This is a genomic window from Gordonia sp. NPDC062954 (assembly GCF_044543825.1).
GTDB lineage: Bacteria > Actinomycetota > Actinomycetes > Mycobacteriales > Mycobacteriaceae > Gordonia > Gordonia tangerina.
In genome coordinates this window covers 18,622-44,281 of the sequence record NZ_JBITWL010000028.1, presented here as the reverse complement: position 1 = coordinate 44,281, position 25,660 = coordinate 18,622, and the positions used below count along the sequence as shown (strand labels likewise).

Genomic DNA, 25,660 nt, shown 5'->3' with positions numbered 1-25,660 from the left:
CTCATACGCTGCGCAATCATCACGATTGTGCTATCCGGATTTCGATACTGGGTACCCGCCGTGAGAAAATGGCTGACAATGCTTTCGCGTAAGCAGGGTGGTGCCGGGGAGAACGACTCGACCCGGGTGCGCCGTCAGCAATGGGGCTGACACGGACACCGCCACGTGGCCCACGGACCTCCCAGGTCAGCCCAACGATTCGGGAGGCATCGCCAGGCCGGTGGCGGCGTCGACATGGACAGACGTCACAGTGTCCGTCAATGGACACGAGGGTGAATGCGTGCGCAGCGTCGCGCACACAGTGAGGCGAACTTATGAAGCATGCTCCGGGCCCCATCGGGCTCTATGACCCGGTCAACGAGCACGACTCCTGCGGTGTCGCATTCGTCGTCGACATGCACGGCCGTCGCAGCCGCGACATCGTCGACAAGGCCATCACCGCATTGGTGAACCTGGAACATCGCGGTGCGGCGGGTGCCGAGCCGAACACCGGCGACGGCGCCGGCATCATGATCCAGGTTCCCGACCGCTTCCTGCGGGAAACCGTCGACTTCGAACTGCCCGCGGAGGGCTCGTATGCCACCGGCATCGCCTTCCTGCCGCAGGGCTCCGAGGACGCCCGCGTCGCCACCGAGGGCGTCGAGAAGATCGTCGAGGCCGAGGGGCTGACCCTGCTCGGCTGGCGCGAGGTGCCCACCAACGAGAACTCGCTGGGTGCGCTCGCGCGCGACGCGATGCCGACGTTCCGGCAGGTGTTCATCGCCGGCGCCGAGGGTATGGACCTGGAGCGCCGCGCGTTCGTCGTGCGCAAGCGGGTGCAAGCCGAGCTGGGCACCAAGGGTGCCGGCGCGGACGGCCCGGGCCGTGAGACCGTCTACTTCCCCAGCCTGTCGGGTCAGACCTTCGTCTACAAGGGCATGCTGACCACGCCGCAGCTGCGTGAGTTCTACCTGGACCTGCAGGACTCGCGTGTCGAGAGCGCGCTCGGACTCGTGCACTCGCGATTCTCCACCAACACCTTCCCGTCCTGGCCGCTGGCGCATCCGTTCCGGCGCGTCGCCCACAACGGCGAGATCAACACCGTCACCGGCAACGAGAACTGGATGCGGGCGCGCGAGGCGCTGATCGACGCGAGTGCATTCGGCGATTCGGATGTGGCCGACAAGATCTTCCCGACCTGCACCCCGGGTGCCTCGGATACCGCGCGGTTCGACGAGGTGCTCGAACTGCTGCACCTCGGTGGCCGCAGCCTGCCGCATGCCGTGCTGATGATGATCCCGGAGGCCTGGGAGCGGCACGAGTCGATGAAGCCGGCGCACCGTGCGTTCTACGAGTACCACTCGGCGCTCATGGAGCCCTGGGACGGACCGGCGTCGGTGTGCTTCACCGACGGCACTGTCGTCGGCGCCGTGCTCGACCGCAACGGTCTGCGGCCGAGCCGCATCTGGGTCACCAAGGACGGCCTCGTGGTGATGGCGTCGGAGGTCGGCGTCCTCGACATCGATCACGCCGACGTGGTGCAGAAGATGCGCCTGCAGCCGGGCCGCATGTTCCTGGTGGACACTGCCGCCGGCCGCATCGTCGACGACGAGGAGATCAAGGACGAACTCGCCGCCGAGCACCCCTACCAGGAGTGGCTCGACCAGGGCCTCGTGCACATCGACGACGTCGCGGCACTCCCGCACGTGCACATGGCGCACGAGCGCGTCGCCCTGCGCCAGCAGGTCTTCGGCTACACCACCGAGGAACTCAACCTGCTGGTGGCGCCGATGGCCAAGACCGGTGCCGAGGCGATCGGCTCGATGGGTACCGACACCCCGATCGCGGTGCTCTCGGCCCGTCCGCGCATGCTGTTCGACTACTTCCAGCAGATGTTCGCCCAGGTCACCAACCCGCCGCTGGACGCCATCCGCGAGGAGGTCGTCACCAGCGTCGGCGGCACCATCGGCCGTGAGGCCGACCTGTTGCACCCGGGACCGGAGTCCTGCCGGCAGATCGTGCTGCCCGAACCGGTGCTCGACAACGACACCCTGGCCAAACTGGTCAACGTCGGCGACAACGGCGACCTGCCGGACTTCCGCAGCGCACACATCCACGGCCTCTACGAGGTCTCCGAGGGTGGTGCAGGCCTGCGCCGTGCCCTCGACGAGATCCGCACCAAAGTCAGCGCCGCCATCGAAGACGGCGTGTCGATCATCGTGCTGTCGGATCGGGAGTCCGACGAGAAGCTCGCCCCGATCCCGTCGCTGCTGCTGACCTCGGCCGTGCACCATCACCTGGTGCGCGAGCGCAAGCGCACCCAGGTCGGGCTGGTGGTCGAGTCCGGTGACTGCCGCGAGGTCCACCACATCGCCGCGCTGGTCGGCTTCGGTGCCGCCGCGGTCAACCCGTACATGGCCTTCGAGTCCATCGAGGACATGGTCGAGCGGGGCGTACTCGGCGACATCGACTTCGCCACCGCCAAGAAGAACTACATCAAGGCCGGCGGCAAGGGTGTTCTCAAGGTGATGTCCAAGATGGGCATCTCCACCCTGGCCTCCTACACCGGTGCCCAGCTGTTCCAGGTCATCGGCCTCTCGCAGGAGACCGTCGACGAGTTCTTCACCGGACTCAACAGCCAGCTCGGCGGCATCGGCCTCGACGAGATCGCCGACGATGTGGCCACCCGCCACCGGCTGGCCTTCACCGACCGGCCCAGCGAGCGAGCTCACCGCGAACTCGAGGTCGGCGGCGAATACCAGTGGCGCCGCGAAGGCGAGTATCACCTGTTCAACCCGGACACGGTGTTCAAGTTGCAGCACTCCACCCGCACCGGTCAGTACAAGGTGTTCAAGGAGTACACCAAGCTCGTCGACGACCAGTCGTCGAAGATGGCCTCGCTGCGCGGCCTGTTCGACTTCAACTTCGGTGACCGCGACCCGATCCCGATCGACAAGGTCGAACCGGCCAGCGAGATAGTCAAGCGCTTCTCCACCGGCGCGATGAGCTTCGGCTCCATCTCGGCCGAGGCGCACGAGACCCTCGCCATCGCGATGAACCGCCTGCAGGGGCGGTCCAACTCGGGCGAGGGCGGCGAGGATCCGCGCCGCTTCCACCACGATGAGAACGGCGACTGGCGACGCAGCGCGATCAAGCAGGTCGCGTCGGGCCGATTCGGGGTCACCTCGCACTATCTGACCAACTGCACCGACATCCAGATCAAGATGGCCCAGGGCGCCAAGCCCGGCGAGGGCGGACAGCTCCCGCCGCACAAGGTGTACCCGTGGGTCGCCGAGGTGCGCGGCTCCACGCCGGGCGTCGGCCTCATCTCGCCGCCGCCGCATCACGACATCTACTCGATCGAGGATCTCGCACAGCTGATCCACGACTTGAAGAACGCCAACCCGCAGGCCCGGATTCACGTGAAACTGGTCTCCGAGGTGGGTGTGGGCACCGTCGCCGCGGGCGTGTCCAAGGCGCACGCCGACGTGGTGCTCATCTCGGGCCACGACGGCGGCACCGGCGCGACCCCGCTGACGTCGATGAAGCATGCCGGCGCCCCCTGGGAGATCGGTCTGGCCGAGACCCAGCAGACGTTGCTGCTCAACGGACTTCGTGACCGCATCGTCGTCCAGGTGGACGGTCAGCTCAAGACCGGCCGCGACGTGGTGGTGGCCGCACTGCTCGGTGCCGAGGAGTACGGCTTCGCCACCGCACCGCTGGTGGTGTCGGGCTGCATCATGATGCGCGTGTGCCACCTCGACACCTGCCCGGTGGGTGTGGCGACGCAGAATCCGTTGCTGCGTGAACGGTTCACCGGCAAACCGGAGTTCGTGGAGAACTTCTTCATGTTCATCGCCGAGGAGGTGCGGGAACTGCTGGCACGTCTGGGCTTCCGCACCCTGCAGGAAGCGGTCGGACACGTCGAGGCGCTCGACACCACCAAGGCGCTGTCGCACTGGGGCTCGGCGAAGGCCGGCAAGCTCGATCTGTCGTCGGTGCTCGCGATGCCCGAGTCCCCGTTCATGAACCAGGACCTCTACTGCTCGGGTGTGCAGGATCATTCGCTGGACAAGGCACTCGACCAGCAACTGATCGCACAGAGCCGGGAAGCCATCGACAGCGGCACCCGGGTCTCGTTCAGCTCCAAGATCACCAACGTCAACCGGACCGTCGGCACCATGCTCGGCCACGAGGTCACCAAGGCCTATGGCGCGCATGGTCTTCCGGACGGCACCATCATGATCGACTTCACCGGATCGGCCGGCAACAGCTTCGGTGCGTTCGTGCCCAAGGGCATCACGCTGCGACTCGAGGGTGACGCCAACGACTTCGTCGGCAAGGGCCTGTCCGGTGGGCGACTGGTGGTCCGTCCGGCCCGCAATGCACCGGAAGGATTTGTCGCCGAGAACAACATCATCGCCGGCAACGTCATCGGATTCGGCGCCACCGGCGGCAAGATCTTCTTGCGCGGTGTAGTCGGCGAACGCTTCTGCGTTCGTAACTCCGGTGCGACCGCGATCGTCGAGGGTGTCGGCGACCACGGCTGCGAGTACATGACCGGCGGGCGCGTGGTGGTCCTCGGTGACACCGGCCGCAACTTCGCCGCCGGCATGTCGGGCGGCATCGCCTACGTATACGACCCGTACGGCAAGCTCGGCGACAACCTGAACACCGAACTCGTCGACCTCGAGGAGCTCGACGACGAGGACATCGCGTTCCTGTACGGCATCGTCGAAGAGCACCGCGCCGAGACCGATTCACCCGTCGCAGCCGCGGTACTCGCCGATTGGGAGAACAACAAGGACAAGTTCTCCAAGGTGATGCCGCGCGATTACAAGAAGGTGTTGCTCGCGATCGAGAACGCCGAGCGATCCGGACGAGACGTGAACGAAGCGATCATGGAGGCCGCACGTGGCTGACCCCAGAGGATTTCTCAAGCACACCGAGCGGGAGTTGCCCGACCGGCGGCCGGTCGAGCTGCGACTGCTGGACTGGAAAGAGGTATACACCGACTTCGACAAGAAGGAACTGCAGACGCAGGCAAGCCGCTGCATGGACTGCGGTATACCCTTCTGCCACAACGGCTGCCCGCTGGGGAACCTGATTCCCGAGTGGAACGACCTGGTCTACAACGACCGGTGGCGCGACGGAATCGAGCGGCTGCACGCGACCAACAACTTCCCGGAGTTCACCGGGCGGCTGTGCCCGGCGCCGTGTGAGGCGTCGTGCGTGCTGGGTATCAACCAGCCCGCCGTGACCATCAAGCAGGTGGAGGTCGAGCTCATCGACAACGCCTTCGAGAACGGTTGGGTCGCCCCGGTGCTGCCGACGGAGAAGACCGGCAAGTCGGTTGCCGTCATCGGCTCCGGCCCGGCCGGACTCGCCGCCGCCCAGCAGATGACCCGCGCCGGACACGACGTGACACTGTTCGAGCGGGCCGATCGCATCGGCGGGCTGCTGCGCTACGGCATCCCCGAGTTCAAGATGGAAAAGCGCCACATCGATCGCCGGCTGGCGCAGATGGAGGCAGAGGGCACCGTCTTCAAAACCGGTGTGAACGTGGGCGTCGACGTCACCGTCGAGCAGTTGCGCGCCGACTTCGACGCGGTGATCCTGGCCAACGGCTCCACCATCGGCCGTGATCTGCCGATCCCGGGCCGCGAACTCGACGGCATCCATCAGGCGATGGAGTTCCTCCCGCAGGCCAACCGGGTGCAGCTCGGCGACACCGTCGAGGGCCAGATCTCCGCCAAGGGCAAGAAGGTCGTCATCATCGGCGGCGGCGACACCGGCGCCGACTGCCTGGGTACCTCGCTGCGCCAAGGCGCCGAGATCGTGCACCAGTTCGAGATCATGCCCAAGCCGCCGATCGAGCGTGCCGAGTCCACGCCGTGGCCGACCTACCCGCTGATGTACCGCGTGTCGTCGGCGCACGAGGAGGGCGGCGAGCGCGTCTACTCGGTCAACACCGAGGAGTTCATCGGCAGCGACGGCAAGGTCACCGCCCTCAAGGCCCACGAGGTCGTCATGCGCGACGGTCGCTTCGAGAAGGTCGAGGGCAGCGAGTTCGAGCTGGAATGCGACCTGGTGCTCTTCGCGATGGGCTTTGTCGGGCCCGAACGCGGCGACCTGCTCGACAAGATGGGCGTCGAATACGACCAGCGCGGCAACATCAAGCGCGACGACGATTTCGCGGCCATCGGGCAGGACGGAGTCTTCGTGGCCGGTGACGCCGGGCGTGGCCAGTCGCTGATCGTGTGGGCGATCGCCGAGGGGCGCTCGGCGGCCGCGGCAGCCGACGCCTACCTCGCCGGCCGCTCGGACCTGCCGGCGCCGATCGTGCCCACCCAGGTGGCGCAGCGCTGAGCTCAGACGCATGAGAAGTGGGGGGGGGGGGGGGGGGGGGGTGGGGGTGGGGGGGGGGGGGGGGGGGGGGGGGGTGGGGGGGGGGGGGGGCGCGCCGCCCCCCCCCCCCCCCCCCCCACCCCCCCCCCCCCCGCCCCCCCCCCCCCCCCCCCCCCCCCCCACTTCTCGATTGTGCGGCTTTACACTGAAGCGCCATCCGACGCCGCAGTCGACAATTTGACGACACCGCGCCCTGGGCCGCTCCTGATGTGGTGAACTGATGGCAAGGTGGTTAGATGTCCCCACCGCTGGGGGCACCTGCACGACCGACAGGATTGCCATGACCACTCTGCCCGCGGATGCGGTGGTGGATCGACGCACCAGGCCCAAGGACCGCAAGCAACGAATCCTCATCAAGGCGGCAGAACTCTTCCGCGCCTCGGGGTACGCCGCGGTCGCGATGAGCGACATCGCTGCGGGAGTCGGTATCGGGCCCAGCGCGCTGTACCGGCACTATCGCAACAAACAGGAACTCCTGCTCGCCGCGTTCGACCAGGCCTTGTGTCGTTACGAGGAGGCGGTACGTGGCGTCGATGACCCGTTCGAGGTCGCGCGCAACGTGGTCGGTATCGCGGCTCAATCCCAAACCCTCGACGCGCTCTGGAGCCGCGACAAGGGCCACGTCGGCCCCGTGGCACGAAGCGAGCTGCGGGTGCGCATCGTCGAGGTGTCCGAGACGATTGCCGCCGCCATCGCGAAGGACGCGCCGCCGGATGCGGTCCCTGCCGACGCCGCCGCATGGTCGATCCTGGCCATGGTGAATTGGCCGGGACATCGGCCGCTACCGGTGCCGCCCGGCGACCGGGACCGCGTGTTGTCTGCGGCAGTGCGCGCCGCGGTGGAATGCGCGCGTCGGCCTGACTCGTCACCCGACATGGCGCCTCGGGTCACCGACCTGCCGGTGCCGATGGATCCGGGCGCCGGACTGCTGCCCGTCGCACGCCGCGAGGCCGTGTTGAACGCGGCCATCACCATGTTCGCGGTGCACGGGTACAGCAACGTCAGCCTCGATGACATCGGCGACGTCGTCGGCATCGCCGGCCCGAGTGTCTACAATCACTTCAGCAGCAAGCGTGAACTCCTGGCATGCGGCCTCGACCGCGCCGTCGCGGCGATGTGGCTGGAGCTGGGACAGGTGTTGTCGCGCAGCGTGGACGCCGCCCAGGCGCTCGACGACCTGCTGGCCTGTTACGCGCGTTTCGCGCAGGCACACTGGGATCTCATCGCGGTCAGCCTGTCGCACTCCGTAGCCCTCGACGACGAGGCCCTGCTGGCATTGGCGCGGGCCTACCAGGACTACGTCGGCGAGTGGCGCCGGCTGGTGCAGGCGTGCCGGCCCGAACTGCGGTCCGACGAAGCCCACGCCCTGGTGGAATTGGCGTTGGCAGTGATCAACGGTGTGGTGCGCGTGGACAACCTACGTGGACCGGCCCTGCCTGGCCATGCACAACTACTGGCCAAGGCGGTGCTGAACGCACCGCTGCCCGTCTGAGAACTTCCGGTCGCGACGCGGGATCAGCGCGAGGCCAGCACTCTGGTCATCTGAGTCGGCACGGTGTCGGCGAGTCGCTGGAAGGCGAGTTGCGCGATCGGGTCGGCGAGGCGGGCCAGGCCGTTGAACTCCACATGCGCCCGATAGGTGATGACCGTCGAGGTGGCGTTTTCGGCGCGGAAGCTCAGGTCGTCGACCGATGTCGCGGTCTTGTTGCGGCCGGTGAACACGAGGTGATCGGGTGCATCCGCGGTCAATTCGTAGGTCAGCGTCGTCGACATACCGAACAACTTGCTCTCGTTGTGCCAGCGGGTGCCCTCGCTGACCGGGTCCGTGCCGATCTGCTCACACGTCTGGGTGCCCGGGTCCCATTCGACGGCGTTGGCGAAGTCGCGCAGGTAGGCGACGACCTCGTCGCGGGGACGCGGCACGGTGAAGGTGCGGGAGACATCGACCATGGTCACTCCTTGTTGCGCGATCGACGCGCGGCGTCGGTGGGGGTTGTCGTAGGAGTATTCGGCGCGACCCGAGACCGCGGATGGGTCAGTAGACTCGGGCCCGCGAGATTCGGGTTGCAGGGCCCCGGTTCCGGCGGCACCGGGCGGGTGAGGGAGGGACGACGATGCGGTTGCGCGCGTTGATGATCTGGTTGACCACAGTCGTGTCGGCGATCGGCGCCACGGTGGCCATCACGGCTCCGGCGGCCGGCGCACCGCAAGGCTGCCCGAAGCTCTACGTGCTGGCGATACCGGGTACCTGGGCCGACGGCACGAACCCCGGGATTCTGGGGGATGTCACCGCGGGCCTCGGTGCCGAGACCGCCGTGCAGTTCGTCGGCTACGACGCCACGGCATTCCCCTGGGAGAAGGCGGTGTACGGCAAGTCGAAGGCACAGGCCGTCGCCAACACCACCGGCTTGGCGCGGACCATGCTCAACCGCTGCCCGCGCACCCGCATTGCGGTTGTCGGCTACAGCCAGGGCGCCGACGCTGCCGGCGACTTCGCCTCCGAGGTCGGCACCGGGCGCGCGGCGATCCGCCCCAGCGCAGTCGCGGGTGTGGTGCTGATCTCCGATCCGCGCAGATCTGCACGCGACAACCTCGTCGGCCCGCCCCTGCGCGGGGAGGGCAGCGGGGGACCGCGACTGGACGGCATGGGGTGGGTGTCGCCGCGTGCATTCACCATCTGCGAGCCCGGCGACCTCTACTGCAACGTGCCGCAGGATTACTTCCTCACCCGCATCGTCGGCTACCTCGCGGAGACCAGCGACCCCACGCCGAGCCAGATCGGGCAGTACCAGGCAGAAGCCGGGGCGATCATCACCGAACTCCTCACCCTGGGCGGGCCCGGCAAGATCGTCGAGGAACTCAGCAATGCGCGGGCCCGCGAGCAGATCACCTCGTTCAATCGCTTCCTGCAGTCGGGTGCGCACAGCAACTACGCCACATTTCAGGTCCGGCCGGGTGTGACGGCAGTCCAGTGGGCACACAACCATCTCGCCCGACTGGCGTGATCCGGGTATGAGATGGTCTGGCTCGTCCGCCGGTCATACCCAGCTGTGTTTCTGCTCACAGATTTTCGCCTGTCGCTACCGAATTCGTAACGATTCCGATGCGATGATCGACGTACAGACAGCAACGGCTTTACTTTGACGGCCCGGCGGCAGGGTCTGAGTGTGGCGAAGACAACGTCTGTTGAACGCGCTATATCGCTTGGGCCGAGCCCGTCGACCGACTAGAGTAAGCCGAGTTCGACACCATGAAGAGCGAGTCCACGGTAGTAAAGCAGGGAAGTGATTGGTCATGAGGTTGTCCAATACATCCTCCGGTCCACGCCGCCAAGCCAGGCTGAGTTCGATCACCGGTCGATTCGGCCGTGCGCGATCCGCTCGTTCGTTTCCCGCCGAGGCGGAACGCCTGATCACCCCGGCCGAACTGCGCCGTCTGCAGACCTGACGGACACCTCTGTCAGCCGCGGGTCACCCGGCAGATCTGGCCACCGAGTTCCACCACGTCACCGCGCGTGAGCTGGCGCCCACGCCGCGTCTCCACCTCGCCGTTGACCGACACGTCGCCGTCGGCGATCACTTCTTTCGCCTCGGCGCCCGAGTCGATGAGGTTGGCCAACTTCAGAAACTGGCCCAACCGGATCGACTCGTCGCGGATGGGCACCTCGTCGATATCGGATCCGTCCACGGTCCACATATTGCCCAACCTCGGCCAGATGGGCGAGCCCGCCCCGTAACGTTTAGCCATGACGTTGGACATCCCGCGGACTCCGGCGCCGGACGAGGTCGTCGCCGAACCCGTACACGAGCCATCGGCCGCCGAGCGGCGGTCGCGAGATCTGCTCGAGCGCATCCGTTCACCGCGGGGCTTCGGCCAAGCTGCGCCACGCATCGCCGGGACGGTGCTGGGCATCATGGCCGCCGTCTCCTTGCTGTCGAGCCTGTTCCCGTGGTTCCGCCGGCTCATCCACGTGCCGCGCGACTATCTCGACACCTTCGTCATCACCCTGCCGGACACCAGTTTCGCGTGGGCATTCGTGCTGGGGCTGATGGCGTTCGCCCTGTCCATGCGCAAGCGGATCGCCTGGTGGATCTGCGTGGTGTATCTGACGCTGTACGCGGTGGGCAACGCGATCTATCTGGTGCCCGCTCTCGCCGACGATCTGTCGGTGACCGGTACCGACCGGATCAACCTCTGGATCGGCATCATCGTGGATCTGGCCGCACTGGCCTATCTGATCCTCACTTATCGGCAGTTCTACACCCGCGTGCGTCGGGGCGCGTTGCTGCGGGCGCTCGGTGTGCTGGTGGCCGGACTCGTCATCGGCAGTCTGCTCGGCTGGGCGCTGGTGTGGATCTTCCCGCACACCCTGACCCGCGCTGACCGGCTGCCGTACGCGATCAATCGGGTGGTCGCCTTCGGCTCGGTTGATCAGGAACCCGCATTCGAAGGCCGGCACGCGCTGGCGCCGGTGAACGGACTGCTGGGCCTGTTCGGTGCGCTCGCGCTGATCGCCGCGGCGATGGTTTTGTTCCGCTCGGTCAGGCTGAAATCATTGATCACCGCCGACGACGAGCGACTGATCCGCGCCCAGATCGCCGCCTTCAATGACGATGACTCGCTCGCCTACTTCTCCACCCGCCGCGACAAGGCGGTGGTGTTCGCGCCGAACGGCCGCGCGGCGGTCACCTACCGGGTGGAGGTGGGCGTGGGGTTGGCCGGTGGAGACCCCATCGGCGACCCCGATTCGTGGGGCGAGGCCATCGCCGAGTTCCTCGCGCTGTGTGAGCGCTACGGGTGGCATCCGGCCGCGATGGGAACCAGCAACCGCGGGGCTGCCGCCTACGACGCCGCCGGATTCGGGTCGCTGAACATCGGCGACGAGGCGATCATCCCGACCCGTGGCTTCAGCATCAACGGGCCGGCGATGAAAGCGGTCCGCCAAGCGGTCACACGTACCAAACGGGCCGGAATCACCATTCGCATCCGCCGGCACGCCGAGATCTCCACAGACTCGAACGACGGGAAGCCGTCGGAGATGGCGCAGATGATCGCGCGGGCCGACGCCTGGCGCGACACCGACGAGGAACGCGGATTCGCGATGGCGTTGGGCCGACTCGGCGATCCGCTCGACGGGGACTGTCTGCTCGTCGAAGCCGTGGAGAACGCCGGCACCGACCACGAGAAGGTGGTCGGCATGTTGTCCTTCGTGCCGTGGGGCCGCACCGGCGTCTCGCTGGATGTGATGCGCCGCGACCGTGGTGCGGTCAACGGTCTCGTCGAGACGATGGTGACCGAACTCGCCCGAGAGTCCGAGCAGTACGGCGTCACCGAGATCTCCCTCAACTTCGCGGCCTTCCGCGCGTTCTTCGAACACGGCGCCGACATCGGGGCCGGCCCGGTGATGCGCGCGACCTACTCGGTGCTGATGTTCGGCTCGAAGTTCTTCCAGATGGAGTCGCTGTACAAGTCCAATGCGAAGTACCGGCCGGAATGGCGGCCACGCTTTCTGTGCTACGAGGACAACCGAATGATGCCGCGGGTCGCGCTCGCCGCGATCGTCACCGAGGGTTTCGTCCGGCTGCCGCGATTCGGTCGTGCGCGGCACTACACCGAGGGCCGCTCGGCCATTCCCGCCGGTGTCGACCTCGACGAGCTGATCGCCGAACTGGCCGATGAGTCCGTCGTGGGTGCGATCGAGGTACATCGGCCCGAACAGGTGCGGGTGCGCCTGGCCAAGTTGGATCGGTTGACCGAGCAGGGGTTTGATCCGTACCCACCTGCCGATGCACCGACGCACACCATCGCGCAGGCCGTCGCGGCACCGGAAGGCACCACTGTCACCATCGCCGGACGTGTCACCCGACTGCGTGACTTCGGCAAGGTGGCCTTCGCCGACGTGCACGACTGGTCCGGGCAGGTGCAGGTGCTGGTCGAGGCGAACGCGGTGATTCCGGGCACGCCGGACTTCGGCTCCGACGTCGACCTCGGTGATCTGATCGAGGCCCGCGGTGTGGTGGGCCGGAGCCGGTCCGGTGAACTGTCGATCCTCATCGACGCGTGGCGGTTCAACGGCAAGTGCCTGCGGCCGTTGCCCGACAAGTGGAGTGGCCTCACCGATCCAGAGGCGCGCGTGCGGCAACGCTACGTGGATCTCGCCATCAATTCGCGCAGCCGCGAGTTGTTGAACACCCGCAGCGTGGTGGTGAAGTCGATGCGCGACTTCCTCGCGGCGCGTGGCTATCTCGAGGTGGAGACACCGATCCTGCAGCAGATCCACGGCGGGGCCAACGCGACACCGTTCCAGACGCACATCAATGCCTATGACCTCGACCTGTACCTGCGGATCGCACCGGAGCTGTACCTGAAGCGGCTCTGTGTGGGTGGGGTGGAGAAGGTGTTCGAGATCGGCCGCAACTTCCGCAACGAGGGTGTCGACTTCAGTCACAATCCGGAGTTCACCAGCCTGGAAGCCTATGAGGCACACAGCGATTACCGCAAGATGCTCGACCTCACCCGCGAGATGATCCAGCACGCCGCGACCACCGCCTACGGTGAACCGGTGATCGTGCGCCGCGACGACGACGGTAACGAAGAACGCGTCGACATCTCCGGGCAGTGGCCGGTGCGCACCGTGCACGAGGTGGTCTCCGACGGTGCGGGTGAGGAGGTGACACCCGAGACAACGGTGGAGACGCTGCGGGCGATCTGCGATCGCCTCGACATCGCCTATCGGCCCGACTGGGACGCCGGCCAGGTGGTGCTGGAGCTCTACGAGCATCTCGGCGAAGATCGGACCACCTTCCCGACCTTCTACACCGACTTCCCGACATCGACGTCGCCGCTGACGCGAGCCCACCGGACGATCCCGGGTGTCGCCGAACGCTGGGACCTGGTGGCGTGGGGTGTCGAATTGGGTACCGCCTACACCGAGCTCACCGATCCCGTCGAGCAACGCAGCCGGTTGACTGCGCAGTCGGTGCTCGCCGCGGGTGGCGATCCGGAGGCGATGGAACTCGACGAGGACTTTCTGCAGGCCCTCGAGTACGCGATGCCGCCGACCGGTGGCCTCGGTGTCGGCGTGGATCGTGTGGTCATGCTCATCACCGGCCAGTCGATTCGGGAATCGTTGGCGTTCCCGTTGGCCAAGCCGCAGGGCTACTGACCCCGATGCCCGACGGCCCGGATGGTGGCGACCGCGCGGGGATCGTCATCCCCGTCGGAGGCCATCGACTTCATGTGATCGACGAGGGCGAGGGCCTGTCGGTTCTGCTGATGGCCGCATTGGGCAGCAATTGGTTCGACCTCGATGCGTTGACGGTGCGGTTGCTCCGACAGGGCTTTCGAGTGATCCGATACGACCGCCCGGGCTACGGCCTGTCGAGTCCGCGGCCGCCGGACGAGATGCCGGGTCTGCTCGACGAGGTCGACCGGATGCGGATGGTGCTCGACGCGGTAGGCGTCGGCGGGCCGGTCCTGATCGTCGGTCACTCGCTGGCATCGCTGTACGTCGAAGCGTTCGGGCGGGTGTATCCGGAGCGTTCGGCCGGACTCGTGATGGTGGACGGGTCGTTCGTCCTGGCGCCGTGGCGGGTGGTGCCGGCGAGGTGGGGCGTGCGGGCTGCCCACCGAGCCGTACGGGTGGCGCAATCGGTGACCGCGGCGATGGGTGTCCATCGGTGGCCCAGCGCAGGTGTCTGGACCCTGGTCGTGCCACCTCCGCCGGAGGGATTCACCGACGACCAGCGGCGGTGGGCCGGCCGGGTTTTCGGGCAGCCGCGGTTCATGACGGCGTTGCTGGCGGAGAATGCCGTCTTCGCCACGATGGATCGTGATCTCCGCGACCTGCGCCGCACTCATCAGTTGCCGGACGTACCGATCGACGTGGTGGTCGCGTCGCCTCGGATGCCCGGGTGGCGGCACTTCTGGGAGTGGAAACAACGGCGCTATGCCCAGACGCTGATCACCGCCGCGGGCGTCGAGGCGCACGTCGACGTCATCAGCCCGGCCCGGCATTTCGTCGTCTCCCAACGTCCCGACGAGGTCGCCGCGATCATCGGTCGGATGGCGGGTGGGTAGCAGCGGAATCGCCGCCAGTGCACACGTGCGCCGACGCTACCGCGCGAGCGCGCGCACCGCGGCCGGGTTGCGGTAACTGTGGCTGTCCGTCACACCTAATTGCATGGCTGCCTAAACTGGTGGCCATGACCGAACTGACCTTCACGCCGACCGCCGACCTCGTGGACGAGATCGGCGACCTCGTGCGCAGCTGCGACACCCAGTTCACCCAGTACGGCGGCAACCGTGAGTTCGTCGGCCGGGTGACCACGGTCAAGTGCTTCCAGGACAACGCGCTGCTCAAGTCGATCCTGGGTGAGTCGAACCCGGGCGGCGTGCTCGTCATCGACGGCGCCGAATCCGTGCACACCGCGCTCGTCGGCGACATCATCGCCGAACTCGGCCGCTCCAACGGTTGGGTCGGGATCATCGTCAATGGAGCGATCCGCGACGCCAAGGCGATCGGCGAGATGGAGATCGGGGTCAAAGCGCTGGGCACCAACCCGCGCAAGTCCACCAAAACCGGAGTTGGTGAGCGCGACATCGCGCTGTCCATCGGTGGCGAGACCTTCCACCCCGGCGACATCGTCTACTCCGACGACGACGGGATCGTCATCGTCGAGAGCGCCGAGCCTGCCGAGACCGCCGAGTCCGACACCACCGAAAGCTGAGGGACCCGCCATGCCGAAGCCCACCCCCGACTACTTCCGGCGATTGGCCGAGCTCGTCGCGATCGACGACGCCGGCGCCCGCCCCACCCGACCGGTGCTGGAGGCGTTCAGCGGCGCCGAGATGGCGACCATCCCCGTCGGTACCGCCGACGACCTGGAGACCGCGGTCGCCCGTGCGCGCAGTGCGCAGCAGGGGTGGGCCACCCAGACGCCGCAGCAGCGTGCCGAGGTACTCAACCGCTTCTCCGATCTGGTGTACCGCAACGCCGCCGAGCTGATGGACATCGCGCAGGCCGAAACCGGCAAGGCGCGCATCTACGCGCAGGAAGAGGTGATGGACGTCGCGCTGACCGCGCGGCATTACGCCACCACCGGACCCAAGACGCTGGCCGAGCGCAAGGTCAAGGGGATGCTGCCAGGTGCAACCAGTGTGCGGGTGCGCTATCAGCCCAAGGGCATCGTCGGCGTCATCAGCCCGTGGAACTACCCGCTCACCCTGGCGGTCTCCGATGCGGTCGCCGCGTTGATCGCGGGCAACGGTGTGGTCATCAAACCGGACAGCCAGACGCCGTACTGTGCGTTGGCCGTCGCCGACCTGCTGTACCAGGCAGGTCTGCCGCGTGAGCTGTTTGCCGTGGTACCCGGGCCGGGCAGCGTGGTGGGGCAGGCGATCGTGGCCACCACCGACTACGTCATGTTCACCGGATCGTCGGCGACGGGCGCCTCGCTGGCCGAGCAGGCCGGGCGCCGACTGATCGGCTTCTCTGCCGAGCTCGGCGGCAAGAACCCGATGATCGTGACCGCCGACGCCGACATCGACAAGGCCGTCGAAGGGGCGGCGCGCGCCTGCTACTCGAACTCGGGTCAGCTGTGCATCTCCATCGAACGCCTGTACGTCGACAAAGAGATCGCCGACGAATTCACCACCAAGTTCGCGGCGTATGTGTCGGCGATGAAGCTCGACGCCACCTATGACTTCTCCGCCGACATGGGATCACTCGCGTCGGCGGCGCAGGTCGACACCGCCGAGGCCCACGTGCGCGATGCGGTTGAGAAGGGCGCCACGGTGGTCGCCGGCGGGCGACGTCGCGCCGACCTCGGCCCGTTCTTCTTCGAGCCCACGGTGCTCACCGGTGTCTCCGACGAGATGACCTGCTTCGCTGAGGAGACCTTCGGTCCGGTCGTCTCGATCTATCCGGTCGACTCCGCGGACGAAGCCGTCAAACTCGCCAATGCGACGCAGTACGGACTCAACGCGTGCGTCTTCGCCGGTAGCAGCGCCGAAGCCAACGCGATTGCCGACCAGTTGCGGGCCGGCACGGTCAACATCAACGAGGGCTACGCCGCGGCGTGGGGTTCCACCGCCGCACCAATGGGCGGCATGGGCATCTCGGGTGTCGGCCGACGCCACGGCGAGGAGGGCATCCTCAAGTACACCGAGCCGCAGACCGTCGCCGAGCAGCGCTTCGTCGGCATCGACCGCGCGCCCGGCATCCCGAAGGGCATCTACCGCGCCGTCACGCCGTACGCCGTGCGCGCGCTGAAATACCTGCCGGGCCGGTAGGTTAGCCCGCGCGTCGCAGTCCTTCCCCCGGGTATCGCTACTTCCGCCGGTGGCAGCTGGGGGAAGAAGCGATACCCGGGGGAGGAACCTCGGATCGGGCGTGCGTTATGCGGCGCGGCGGCGAGCTCCCGGGTTACGGTGATCCGGTGACCGGCCGACGAGCACGCCCCCTCCTGACCCGCGTTGCGATCATCGCCGGGACCGTCGGAACTCTCGTCGCCGGGATGTGCACGGCCGGGCAGGCCGACGCCGCTCCGCCGTTGACGGTGTCGCAGGTCGCATCTGGCCTCGACCATCCGTGGGATCTTGCGGTCGCACCCGACGGTGTCATCCTCACTGGCGAGCGCACGGGACAGTTCGTGGCGGTGATGACCGACGGTCGGCGACAAGATGTTCGCGCGGACCTTTCCCAGCTGTTCGCGGTCAAAGAAGCCGGGCTGATGGGGTTGGCACTCGACCCGCAATTCTCCGACACCCGGCGCGTCTACTCCTGTCAGGCCGAAACCACCGCCGGTGCCGCCGTCAGCATCCCCGGATCGGCGGCCAATCTGCCTCTCCCCTGGCCGAACACCGGACAGGTCGTCAACATCGTCTCGTGGCGGGTCAGCGCCGACTGGACGACGATGGTGCGCGAACGAACCGTGCTCACGGGCATTCCGGTCAACGCCTCCGGTCGCCACGCAGGTTGCGGTCTCACCGCAGCGGCCGACGGGTCGCTGTGGATCGGCACCGGTGACAATGCGATCCCGACCAATCCGCAGGATCCGAACTCGTTGGGCGGCAAGGTTCTGCACATCCTGCCGGACGGCAAACCGGCCGCGGGTAACCCCGATCCGGCCAGTCCGGTGTTCACGCTGGGGCACCGGAACGTGCAGGGCGTTGCCGTCCAGCCAGGAACCGGCCGCGTCTATGCGATCGAACAGGGCACCGACGCCGACGACGAACTCAATCTCCTGCGCGCCGGCGCCAATTACGGGTACAAGCCGGACCGGGCCCCGTTCATCTACGACGAGTCGGTGCCCATGACAGACCCCACTCGGGTCCCTGGTGCAGTGGGGCCGGTGTGGAGTTCCGGCTACCCGACAATAGCTACTCCTGCCTTGGCTTTTCTGCCCGACGACGGGTGGGGCTCCCTCGACGGCGCAGTCGTCATCTCCGCGCAGAAAGGAAAGCACCTACTGTTCGTCACACTCGACGAAGCAGGCAACCGAGTGGTCCGCAGCAGCAAGGCAATCCAAGACACCTATGGGCGTCTTCGAGGGCTGGCCGTCGACGCTGACGGTTCACTGTTGGTGAGCACCGACAACGGTGGGGACGACCGCATCCTCCGAGTGCGGCTCGCGGACTGACGGGGAGACGCAATGTGTGACGACGAGGTGGTTCGCTCCGCGCATGACGAGGCCCGTCGCTTCTCACGTCGTACGGCGCTGCGTATGACTGCGGGCGCCGCGGCCGGAAGCGCCGGTGTCGCCGCCATCGGTGCGGCGGCGGGACCGGCCGCGGCAGCTCCGACCGGCCGCGTCGTCGACCTGACACACGTGTTGTCGGCCGGTTTCCCACTGTGGCCGGGGAGCGCGCCCGTGGTGTCACTACCGACATCGCACGTGGGGCCGGGGAACCGCGGGTATGCGACGAGATGGATGTCGTTCTCCGAACATTCCGGAACTCACGTCGATGCACCTGCGCACAAAATCGGCGACGGCATCACCGTTGATCGGATAGCCGCGCGCGATCTGGTGGCGCCGTTGGCGGTGATCGACATTTCGGCACGGGCGCGAACGGATCGGCGTACCACGTTGACAGCGAGGGACATCGCTTCCTATGAATCGAGGCACGGACGAATCCCCCGTCGTGCCCTGGTTGCATTGCACAGCGGGTGGCAGCCACATGGAGGCGGCGTGGATGCACCAGGCTTCGACGCCGACGCGGTGTCGATGTTGGTCGAGGAACGCGGCGTCGTCGCGATCGGCACCGACACACTCAGCATCGATGTGATGGACGCAGTCGGGGCGCACACCGCCATCCTGGGTGCAGGCCGATACGCCGTGGAGGCGATGGCCAACCTGTCGTCGGTGCCGGCGGCCGGCGCCACCGTCGTCGTGGGCGCGCCCCGCTTCGCCGGCGGCACCGGTGGCCCCGCTCGGGTGCTCGCGCTCGTCTGATCCGCTGAGCCGGTCGGTTCCTCCCCCGGGTATCGCTACTTCCGCCGGTTGCAGTGGGGGGGAGGAAACGATACCCGGGGGAGGAACCACCGAGTCGGCGGCGTTCAGCGGCGTTCACAGGGTTCTCCCAGCCGGCTTCCAGGGGCGCGGGAGGGCCGGGGCCCAGTGTGGGATCAACACATCCGACACAGGAGGACCCGAATGACCACAGCCTTGGAGCGACGCGGGCTGGAACGACCGGGGGCATCGACGCCCGGTGAGCCACCACCCCCGGCGGGCGGCCGTCGCCGCCGCGTCGCCGACCGACCTCGACCCACACGCGCCGTCCGGTGGAGCCCGTACGCACTGACCGCGCTGCTCGTCTCCACCGCCGTGCTCTATCTGTGGAACCTCTCCGCCAGCGGATACGCCAACACGTTCTATGCGGCGGCGGCACAGGCGGGCTCGCAGAGCTGGACCGCGTGGTTCTTCGGATCTCTCGACTCCGCCAACTTCATCACCGTCGACAAGCCCCCGGCCTCGCTGTGGGTGACCGGGCTGTCAGTGCGGTTGTTCGGGATGAACAGCTGGGCCGTGCTGGTACCGCAAGCGCTGATGGGGGTGGCCGCTGTGGCGCTGCTGTACTGCGCGATGCGCCGCACCTTCGCCGACCCGCGTCACGGCACGGCCGCGGGCCTGATCGCCGGTGGCGTGCTCGCCTTCACCCCGGCAGCGGCGCTGATGTTCCGGTTCAACAATCCGGACGCGCTGCTGGTGCTGCTGATGGTCGCGGCCGGCTACGCCCTGATCCGCGCGGTCGCCACCAACTCGGGCCGATGGTTGGCGCTGGTCGGTGTCGCGCTCGGCTTCGCTTTCCTCACCAAGATGCTGCAGGGCCTGCTCGTACTCCCCGCCTTCGGACTGGCCTACCTGATGTTCGCGAACACCGGCTGGATCAGGCGCATCGGCCACCTGATCGGTGCGACCGTGGCGTTGATCGTCTCGGCGGGCTGGTTCGTGCTCGCAACGATCCTGGTGCCGGCATCGGCTCGCCCGTACATCGGCGGCTCCACCGACAACACCTTCATGGACCTCGTATGGGGATACAACGGCGTCGGTCGCATCAGCGGTGGCTCCGGTGGCGGAGGCGGCATGGGCGGCGGCCAGGCGGGCGGTTCGTTCGGCGGCTCGACCGGACTCAACCGACTGTTCAGTTCGGAGATGGGCAACGAGATCTCCTGGCTGCTCCCGGTTGCGTTGCTGGCCTTGGTGTTCGCGGCCTACTTGATGGTCCGTAGCTTCCCGATCTTCCGATCGACCGGCGGTATCAGCCGCGTCGAAGGCGGAGCAATCGTCGCCTGGGGTGGTTGGCTCCTGGTCACCGGACTCATCTTCAGTTTCATGAGCGGCACCATCCACCCGTACTACACGGTGGCGTTGGCGCCCGCCATCGCCGCGCTCGTCGGCATGGGTGGGGTATTCGCCTGGCGACGCCGTAACAAGTGGGACGGTCGCCTCGCTCTCGCCGGGATGATCGGACTCGCCGCGGCCTGGTCCATCGTCTTGCTGAACCGCAACGACTTCGGGCCCGTGTGGTGCCGGTGGCTGATCGGCGCGGTCGCCGCCATCAGCATCGTCGCCCTGCTGGTCGGCAGCGTGATGGCGTGGCGAAAAGTGGTCGCCGGCGCGGTGATCGCCGGTGCGCTCGCCGGATTCGGTGGCACCGCGGCCTTCTCGATCGCCACGGCCGCGACCCCGCACAGCGGGTCCATCCCGAACGCGGTGCAGACCTCGATGGAATCAGGTGGCATGGGTGGACCGGGCGGCGGAATGGGCGGCTCGGGTGGTGGCAACCCGCCGACCGGCGCGGCGGATGGACAGACGACTCCCGACGGCGCGACCCAGAACGGCGCGACCCAGAACGGCGCGACCCAGAACGGCGCAGCCCAAGACGGCACGACTCAAGACGGCGCAAGGCAGAGCGCTGCGCAGGACGGCACCACTCAGGACGGCGGCCGCGGCGGGGCCGGTGGACCCGGCGGAATGGGTGACATCTCCTCGAACACCGAACTCGTGGAACTGCTGACCTCCACCGACACCACCTGGTCGGCCGCGACCAACGGCTCCCAGTCGGCGGCGGGCATCGAGATCGCCACCGGCACAGCGGTGATGGCCATCGGTGGGTGGAGCGGTGACCCGGCGCCCACACTGGAGCAGTTCATCGAGTACGTGCACGACGGCAAGATCGCCTACTACATCGGCGGCGGTCAGGGTGGCCCCGGCGGCAACTCCGAGATCGCCGAGTGGGTGGCGCAGAACTACACGGCCACCACGGTCGGCGGCACCACGGTGTACCAGCTGACCTGACCCGCCGGAAGTCGATCGCCCGCGACGCAACCGCGCCGCGGGCGATCTGCTGCCCATCGCTCGGCAGGTAGGGTCGGTGCCATTCCCGGGGAAGGACGCCGACGATGACCGACCGTATCACCGAGTTCGCCAACGGCCCCTACGTCTTCGACGTGATCGACGACGGGCCGATCGACGGGCCGCCGGTGATCCTGCTGCATGGTTTCCCGCAGCGCGCGACAGTGTGGGAAGGCGTGGCATCACGATTGCACGACAACGGGTTACGCACCCTTGCTCCCGATCTGCGCGGATACTCACCGCGCGCCCGGCCGCCCGCGCGACGCGATTACCGCATGAGCGAGATCGTCGCTGATGTCGTCGCACTGATCGACACCCTGGGGGCCGACACCGTCGATCTGGTGGGCCACGACTGGGGCGGCGCGGCGGCCTGGGCGGTGGCGGCTGGCCACCCCCAGCGCATCGCGACGCTGACCGTGGCGTCCATGCCACACCCCGCCGCGTTCGTCCGGGCCATGCCGCGAGGGCAGGTGCTGCGGTCCTGGTACATGGCCGCCTTCAATCTTCCGAAACTCCCGGAATGGTTCCTGTCCAAGCTGTTTCGCTCTCCAGGTGGCGGCGCCCGGATGGGGCTGCCGGAGCCGTTCGCGAGCCGGCTCTACTCCGACATCGTCGCCTCGGGCGCGTTACCCGGTGCGTTGAACTGGTACCGGGGGATACCGTTCTGGGGCCGCGCGGACCGCCGCATCGGGCGCGTGCGGGTGCCCACCACCTACGTCTGGAGTGACGGCGACTTCGCGCTCGGCCGGGTCGCCGCGGAGATGACGTCGAGCTATGTGGATGCGCCCTACGAGTTCCGGATCATCCACGATGTCGACCACTGGTTACCGGAGGCCCGCCCGGCCGAGGTGGCCGCCGCGATCGTCGACCGGGTCGGCGCCTGACGCGGTCACGATCAACGCCGACGGCGCAGAATCTCGATCACGAACAGCAGCACCGCCCCGAACACGCCGGCCGCGATGATCGGCACGGCGCGGTTTCTGGTGGGCAACTCGGTGGGTGCTCCCGCTCGCAGCTGGGCGAAAGTGGCGCGCTGCGCATCGGATTCGGCCACCACGTCGACCACCGCCGGTGACGGCCGCGACGGCGGGGCGCCCGGTGCCGTCGACGCGCGGCCGGCGGGACCGGTCGACGCTTTTTTCGTCGGTGGCTTGGCCCCCGGCTTCGACGACGCCGGTCGCGATGCCACATGCCTGGCCTGGCCTGCGTTCGACTTCTGCTCGGGACTCGACTGCTGTTCCGAAGATGCGGTCACCGATTCATCGGCCTGCGACTTCCCCGGTGTGGGTTCCTCGACGGGAGGATCGACGGGTGTGGTCTCCGGCGGGGCCTTCTTCGCTGCGGCCTTCTTCACGGCGTCCGTGGTGGCAGGCACCTTCTTGGCCCCAGCCGTCTTGGCGGACGACTTCTTCGCCGCGTCCCGGGTGGCGGCCTTCTTCGCTGCGGCCTTCTTCACGGGAGCTTTCTTAGCCGGAGCCTTCTTCGCCGCGGCCTTTTTCACCGGAGCTTTCTTTGCGGCGGCCCTCTTTGCCGGTGTCTTCTTCGCCGCCTTCTCGGCGGGACTCTGCTCGGCGGGATCAGGCTCGGCGGGACTTGGCTTGGCGGGACCAGGCTCGCCGGGCGTGCTCCCGGCTGCGGCCGGATCCGGCACGGTGCCGTCTGCCGAAGCCTGCTGTGGTTGAGCCCCGTCGGAACCGTCATCGTCTCGACGGTCCGCCGGTCCCGGCTCGGTCATCTCCCTCACGCTCCCTTGGGGGTCGAACCGTGCACGCCCAGTCGGGCGAGGATGTCGGCCTCGATGCCCTCGAGTTCGGATTCGATCGAGTGGTGCGCGGTGCGCCGCTGCGAGGCCGGCATCGCCTCGGCGGCGTCGACGGCGATCGCGAGATTGTCGAGGCGAGTGACCATCGCGGTGACGAAGGCCGAAGCGTCGTCGGAGGTGTCGGTGGTGGCGACCTTCTCCAGCGCCGACCGCGTGGTGGCGATACGGGCGTGTAGCGTCGCGCCGTGTCCGGAGAACTGGCGCAGCACGTCGGGGGCCACTCCGGCGCGACCGGCCTGCAGAGCGGTCAGCTGACCACGCGCGGCCACGGCAGCGCGATAGGCGATCGGCACCACGATCGGGGACACCAGTCGGGCGACGAGGAGATACCGCCGAACGCTCGCCGGAGAGAATCGCTGGGCATCTACCGCGGCCTTGGCTTCGACGGCGGCCGTCTTCGCCTGGGCCTTGGCGGCCTTGGCTTCCGCCTTGCCGGCGGCCTTGGCGTTCTTGCGTTCGAGTTTGAGTTCCTTGCTACGGAACTTGTGTTCGGCCTTGCGGAGCGCCTTCTGCGACTTGCGCGCGCTCTTCGCCTCCAGTTTGGCCTCGAGTTTCGCCTTGGTCTTCATCGCCTTGGCCTCGGCCTTGCGCTGCGCGCGGGTCTTGCCGTCGGACGAGAACAATCCCATTTCTAGGACCTACCTCCTGTGTGGTGCCCCGGGGCCCGGCCGACCGGCGAGGTCGGGGAAACACCGAGCGGGCGTCGACTGCATCGGTACAAGCATTACATAGGCTCGACAGGGGCGAACCGACGTGAACCAGACGGGTGCGCGTGGCGGACGACCCGGATCGGCGATGTCGGGAGAGGACGGACCAGTGGTGAGGGTGGTGTTACACCCCCGCGATCTCGCGGGATGCGAGCACCGGCTGTACCTCGACCACGCATACCCCGACCTGGCGCGATCGCGACCCGACACGCCGGAGGCGCAGCGACGCAAGGCTGCGGCGGCCGATCACCGTGCCGCCGTCCGAGAGATGATCCGTGGCCTACACAGCGATCAAGCGCCGGGCACCGTGGTGCTGATCGACCCCGACGCCACCCACGCCGCGCGCGCCGAGCAGACCTTGTCGGCGTGTGCCGCCGGGGCCGCCTGGATCTGGAACGCGACGCTGCCGACCGATCGCGAGGCCGGGCGACGCGGTCACGCCGAGTTGCTGATCCGCGACGGTGACGGGTACCTACCGGTGATCGTCGTGAACCATCGGGCCAGCTATCCGGCGAAGAATCCGCGGCGACCGACCGGCACCGCCGGCGCGAAGAACGGCACCGATGGCACTGTCCCCGTCGCGGACGGGGATACGAACAGCGGCGGGGCCGCGAACGGCAACGAGTCCACGAACGGCAACGGTGCTGCGCAGGGCAACGGGGGCCCCAAGGTGACGGTGACCAGTCCGGTGTGGGCCTGGTCCCCGTCGGCGGACCCCACCCGCAACGGGCGCAATCAGCGACGTGACCTGCTCCGACTTGCTCAGCTGACTGCGATGTTGACCGAGCTCGGGCTTGCCACCTCATCCGATCCGGCCCGGCTGCGTGCCGGGGTGATCGGTCTCGACGCCGACTGCATCGTCGTCTACGAGATGGCCTCGGCACTCACCGACTACGCCGAGGTGTTCGCCCGCCGCATGGCGATTGCCGAACAGCAGGTGTCGACCACACCCCGCCGGATCGGCGAATGCCGCAGCTGCCCGTGGTGGGAGCGATGCGGACCCGAACTGGAACAGCGCCGCGACGTGAGCCTGGTGGTGGGCGCCAACCAGAGCCGAATTCTCGCCGATGCCGGGATCACCACGATCGATCAATTGGCCGCGCACCGTGGCGGGCCTCCCGACGAATGGCCGGGCAACGCGCGCTTCGACGACGCGATACTCACTGCCATCGCCTGGTTGCAGGGCATCCCGTTGATCCGGCGCCTCGACACCCCGGTGGTGCGGCGTGCCGACGTCGAGGTGGATGTCGACATGGAGAGCTACGGCGAACACGGCGCCTACATGTGGGGCACGCTGCTGACCGACACCACCGACCCGACCTGCGAGGTCCGCTACCGGCCGTTCGTCACCTGGCAACCGCTGCCCACCACCGACGAGGGCCGCTCGTTCGGGGAGTTCTGGACGTGGCTGACCGCGCAGCGCGACGCCGCCCACGAGGCCGGGAAGTCCTTTGCGGCGTACTGCTATTCGCAGCAGGCTGAGAACCGCTGGTTACTCGGCTCCGCAGACCGGTTCGCCGGGGCCCCGGGCGTGCCGTCGCGCGCCGAGGTGGAGGCCTTCATCGGGTCGGCCGAGTGGGTCGACATCTACGAGGCTGTCGGCCGCAACTTCGTCTGCCCGAACGGGAAAGGTCTCAAGCGCGTCGCGCCCGTCGCCGGATTCACCTGGCGCGACGCCGACGCCAGCGGCGAGGCGTCGATGGACTGGTATCGCGACGCGGTGGGCCTCGGCGGCGGGGTGCCGGACCCCACGCAACGCGAACGATTGCTCGAATACAACGAGGACGACGTGCGCGCGACCAAGGTGCTGCGGGAATGGATCACCGACGGCGCGCGTGCGGCGGTCCCGCATCGGGACACGCTGCTCGCTGGCCGCGACGCCTGAC

General features: G+C 67.8%; 18 protein-coding genes. 14 read left to right on the top strand and 4 right to left on the bottom strand.

What is annotated here, in order from left to right; all coding sequences use genetic code 11:
* The first annotated feature begins 314 nt into the window (after positions 1–314).
* The 3 genes from gltB to ACIGKQ_RS21530 all read left to right on the top strand — a co-directional run bounded on the left by gltB (position 315) and on the right by ACIGKQ_RS21530 (position 7,879).
* Entirely contained in the window at positions 315–4,901 is a 4,587-nt protein-coding gene (gene gltB / locus ACIGKQ_RS21540) for a glutamate synthase large subunit (RefSeq protein ID WP_235725649.1), read from the top strand.
* Entirely contained in the window at positions 4,894–6,348 is a 1,455-nt protein-coding gene (locus ACIGKQ_RS21535) for a glutamate synthase subunit beta (protein ID WP_235725650.1), read from the top strand. Before gltB ends, ACIGKQ_RS21535 begins: the two co-directional genes overlap by 8 nt.
* 319 nt (positions 6,349–6,667) lie before the next feature.
* Complete coding sequence (locus tag ACIGKQ_RS21530) at positions 6,668–7,879, top strand: TetR/AcrR family transcriptional regulator (RefSeq protein ID WP_235725652.1); 1,212 nt, start codon at positions 6,668–6,670, stop codon at positions 7,877–7,879.
* Positions 7,880–7,902: 23 nt separating this feature from the next.
* On the opposite strand, the gene ACIGKQ_RS21525 is transcribed toward ACIGKQ_RS21530, so the two are convergent.
* The gene (locus tag ACIGKQ_RS21525; RefSeq protein ID WP_266062946.1) at positions 7,903–8,337 is read right to left on the bottom strand and encodes an SRPBCC family protein; all 435 of its coding nucleotides are present in this window, start codon (positions 8,335–8,337) and stop codon (positions 7,903–7,905) included.
* A 164-nt stretch (positions 8,338–8,501) separates the two neighbouring features.
* On the opposite strand from ACIGKQ_RS21525, the gene ACIGKQ_RS21520 reads away from it, so the two are divergent.
* Both ACIGKQ_RS21520 and ACIGKQ_RS21515 read left to right on the top strand, forming a co-directional pair.
* Positions 8,502–9,392 (top strand): cutinase family protein, encoded by an 891-nt coding sequence (locus tag ACIGKQ_RS21520; protein WP_287017083.1) that lies wholly within the window; start codon positions 8,502–8,504, stop codon positions 9,390–9,392.
* A 289-nt stretch (positions 9,393–9,681) separates the two neighbouring features.
* Positions 9,682–9,834, top strand: a complete 153-nt coding sequence (locus ACIGKQ_RS21515; protein WP_396574907.1) for a hypothetical protein — start codon at positions 9,682–9,684, stop codon at positions 9,832–9,834.
* 12 nt (positions 9,835–9,846) lie between these two features.
* Here ACIGKQ_RS21515 and ACIGKQ_RS21510 read toward each other — a convergent pair whose 3' ends face one another.
* Positions 9,847–10,074 (bottom strand): RNA-binding S4 domain-containing protein, encoded by a 228-nt coding sequence (locus ACIGKQ_RS21510; RefSeq protein ID WP_235725659.1) that lies wholly within the window; start codon positions 10,072–10,074, stop codon positions 9,847–9,849.
* Between the two features lie 58 nt (positions 10,075–10,132).
* Here ACIGKQ_RS21510 and lysX point away from each other — a divergent pair, with 58 nt between their 5' ends.
* The 8 genes from lysX (at position 10,133) to ACIGKQ_RS21470 (ending at position 22,129) form a co-directional block, all read left to right on the top strand.
* Entirely contained in the window at positions 10,133–13,552 is a 3,420-nt protein-coding gene (lysX, locus tag ACIGKQ_RS21505; RefSeq protein WP_396574906.1) for a bifunctional lysylphosphatidylglycerol synthetase/lysine--tRNA ligase LysX, read from the top strand.
* A gap of 5 nt (positions 13,553–13,557) precedes the next feature.
* Entirely contained in the window at positions 13,558–14,466 is a 909-nt protein-coding gene (locus tag ACIGKQ_RS21500; protein ID WP_235725664.1) for an alpha/beta fold hydrolase, read from the top strand.
* Between the two features lie 125 nt (positions 14,467–14,591).
* Positions 14,592–15,116, top strand: a complete 525-nt coding sequence (gene rraA, locus ACIGKQ_RS21495; protein ID WP_235725665.1) for a ribonuclease E activity regulator RraA — start codon at positions 14,592–14,594, stop codon at positions 15,114–15,116.
* A gap of 10 nt (positions 15,117–15,126) precedes the next feature.
* Positions 15,127–16,680: a succinic semialdehyde dehydrogenase gene (locus ACIGKQ_RS21490; protein WP_266062940.1), complete on the top strand. Its 1,554-nt coding sequence runs from the start codon at positions 15,127–15,129 to the stop codon at positions 16,678–16,680.
* 146 nt (positions 16,681–16,826) lie between these two features.
* On the top strand, positions 16,827–18,029 hold the full coding sequence (locus ACIGKQ_RS21485) for a sorbosone dehydrogenase family protein (RefSeq protein ID WP_372512448.1): 1,203 nt from the start codon (positions 16,827–16,829) through the stop codon (positions 18,027–18,029).
* 12 nt (positions 18,030–18,041) lie between these two features.
* Positions 18,042–18,842: a cyclase family protein gene (locus ACIGKQ_RS21480; RefSeq protein ID WP_396574905.1), complete on the top strand. Its 801-nt coding sequence runs from the start codon at positions 18,042–18,044 to the stop codon at positions 18,840–18,842.
* 201 nt (positions 18,843–19,043) lie between these two features.
* The gene (locus tag ACIGKQ_RS21475; protein WP_396574904.1) at positions 19,044–21,188 is read left to right on the top strand and encodes an ArnT family glycosyltransferase; all 2,145 of its coding nucleotides are present in this window, start codon (positions 19,044–19,046) and stop codon (positions 21,186–21,188) included.
* Between the two features lie 104 nt (positions 21,189–21,292).
* Positions 21,293–22,129 carry an alpha/beta fold hydrolase gene (locus tag ACIGKQ_RS21470; protein WP_396574903.1) on the top strand — a complete coding sequence of 279 codons (837 nt, stop codon included), beginning with the start codon at positions 21,293–21,295 and terminating at the stop codon, positions 22,127–22,129.
* An 11-nt stretch (positions 22,130–22,140) separates the two neighbouring features.
* Here ACIGKQ_RS21470 and ACIGKQ_RS21465 read toward each other — a convergent pair whose 3' ends face one another.
* Positions 22,141–22,980, bottom strand: a complete 840-nt coding sequence (locus ACIGKQ_RS21465) for a hypothetical protein (RefSeq protein ID WP_396574902.1) — start codon at positions 22,978–22,980, stop codon at positions 22,141–22,143.
* Between the two features lie 5 nt (positions 22,981–22,985).
* Positions 22,986–23,696 carry a DUF6474 family protein gene (locus tag ACIGKQ_RS21460; RefSeq protein WP_287017088.1) on the bottom strand — a complete coding sequence of 237 codons (711 nt, stop codon included), beginning with the start codon at positions 23,694–23,696 and terminating at the stop codon, positions 22,986–22,988.
* A 166-nt stretch (positions 23,697–23,862) separates the two neighbouring features.
* Here ACIGKQ_RS21460 and ACIGKQ_RS21455 point away from each other — a divergent pair, with 166 nt between their 5' ends.
* Entirely contained in the window at positions 23,863–25,659 is a 1,797-nt protein-coding gene (locus ACIGKQ_RS21455; RefSeq protein ID WP_396574919.1) for a TM0106 family RecB-like putative nuclease, read from the top strand.
* Position 25,660: the final 1 nt, after the last annotated feature.

What these genes read in the sequence shown, in the direction of transcription:
- ACIGKQ_RS21520 (WP_287017083.1), top strand. Translation starts at nt 8,502, where the DNA reads ATGCGGTTGCGCGCGTTGATGATCTGGTTGACCACAGTCGTGTCGGCG.
- ACIGKQ_RS21455 (WP_396574919.1), top strand. Translation starts at nt 23,863, where the DNA reads ATGTCGGGAGAGGACGGACCAGTGGTGAGGGTGGTGTTACACCCCCGC.
- ACIGKQ_RS21515 (WP_396574907.1), top strand. Translation starts at nt 9,682, where the DNA reads ATGAGGTTGTCCAATACATCCTCCGGTCCACGCCGCCAAGCCAGGCTG.
- ACIGKQ_RS21500 (WP_235725664.1), top strand. Translation starts at nt 13,558, where the DNA reads ATGCCCGACGGCCCGGATGGTGGCGACCGCGCGGGGATCGTCATCCCC.
- ACIGKQ_RS21460 (WP_287017088.1), bottom strand. Translation starts at nt 23,696, where the DNA reads ATGGGATTGTTCTCGTCCGACGGCAAGACCCGCGCGCAGCGCAAGGCC.
- ACIGKQ_RS21480 (WP_396574905.1), top strand. Translation starts at nt 18,042, where the DNA reads ATGTGTGACGACGAGGTGGTTCGCTCCGCGCATGACGAGGCCCGTCGC.
- ACIGKQ_RS21490 (WP_266062940.1), top strand. Translation starts at nt 15,127, where the DNA reads ATGCCGAAGCCCACCCCCGACTACTTCCGGCGATTGGCCGAGCTCGTC.
- ACIGKQ_RS21465 (WP_396574902.1), bottom strand. Translation starts at nt 22,980, where the DNA reads ATGACCGAGCCGGGACCGGCGGACCGTCGAGACGATGACGGTTCCGAC.
- ACIGKQ_RS21475 (WP_396574904.1), top strand. Translation starts at nt 19,044, where the DNA reads ATGACCACAGCCTTGGAGCGACGCGGGCTGGAACGACCGGGGGCATCG.
- ACIGKQ_RS21530 (WP_235725652.1), top strand. Translation starts at nt 6,668, where the DNA reads ATGACCACTCTGCCCGCGGATGCGGTGGTGGATCGACGCACCAGGCCC.
- lysX (WP_396574906.1), top strand. Translation starts at nt 10,133, where the DNA reads ATGACGTTGGACATCCCGCGGACTCCGGCGCCGGACGAGGTCGTCGCC.
- ACIGKQ_RS21525 (WP_266062946.1), bottom strand. Translation starts at nt 8,337, where the DNA reads ATGGTCGATGTCTCCCGCACCTTCACCGTGCCGCGTCCCCGCGACGAG.
- rraA (WP_235725665.1), top strand. Translation starts at nt 14,592, where the DNA reads ATGACCGAACTGACCTTCACGCCGACCGCCGACCTCGTGGACGAGATC.
- ACIGKQ_RS21470 (WP_396574903.1), top strand. Translation starts at nt 21,293, where the DNA reads ATGACCGACCGTATCACCGAGTTCGCCAACGGCCCCTACGTCTTCGAC.
- gltB (WP_235725649.1), top strand. Translation starts at nt 315, where the DNA reads ATGAAGCATGCTCCGGGCCCCATCGGGCTCTATGACCCGGTCAACGAG.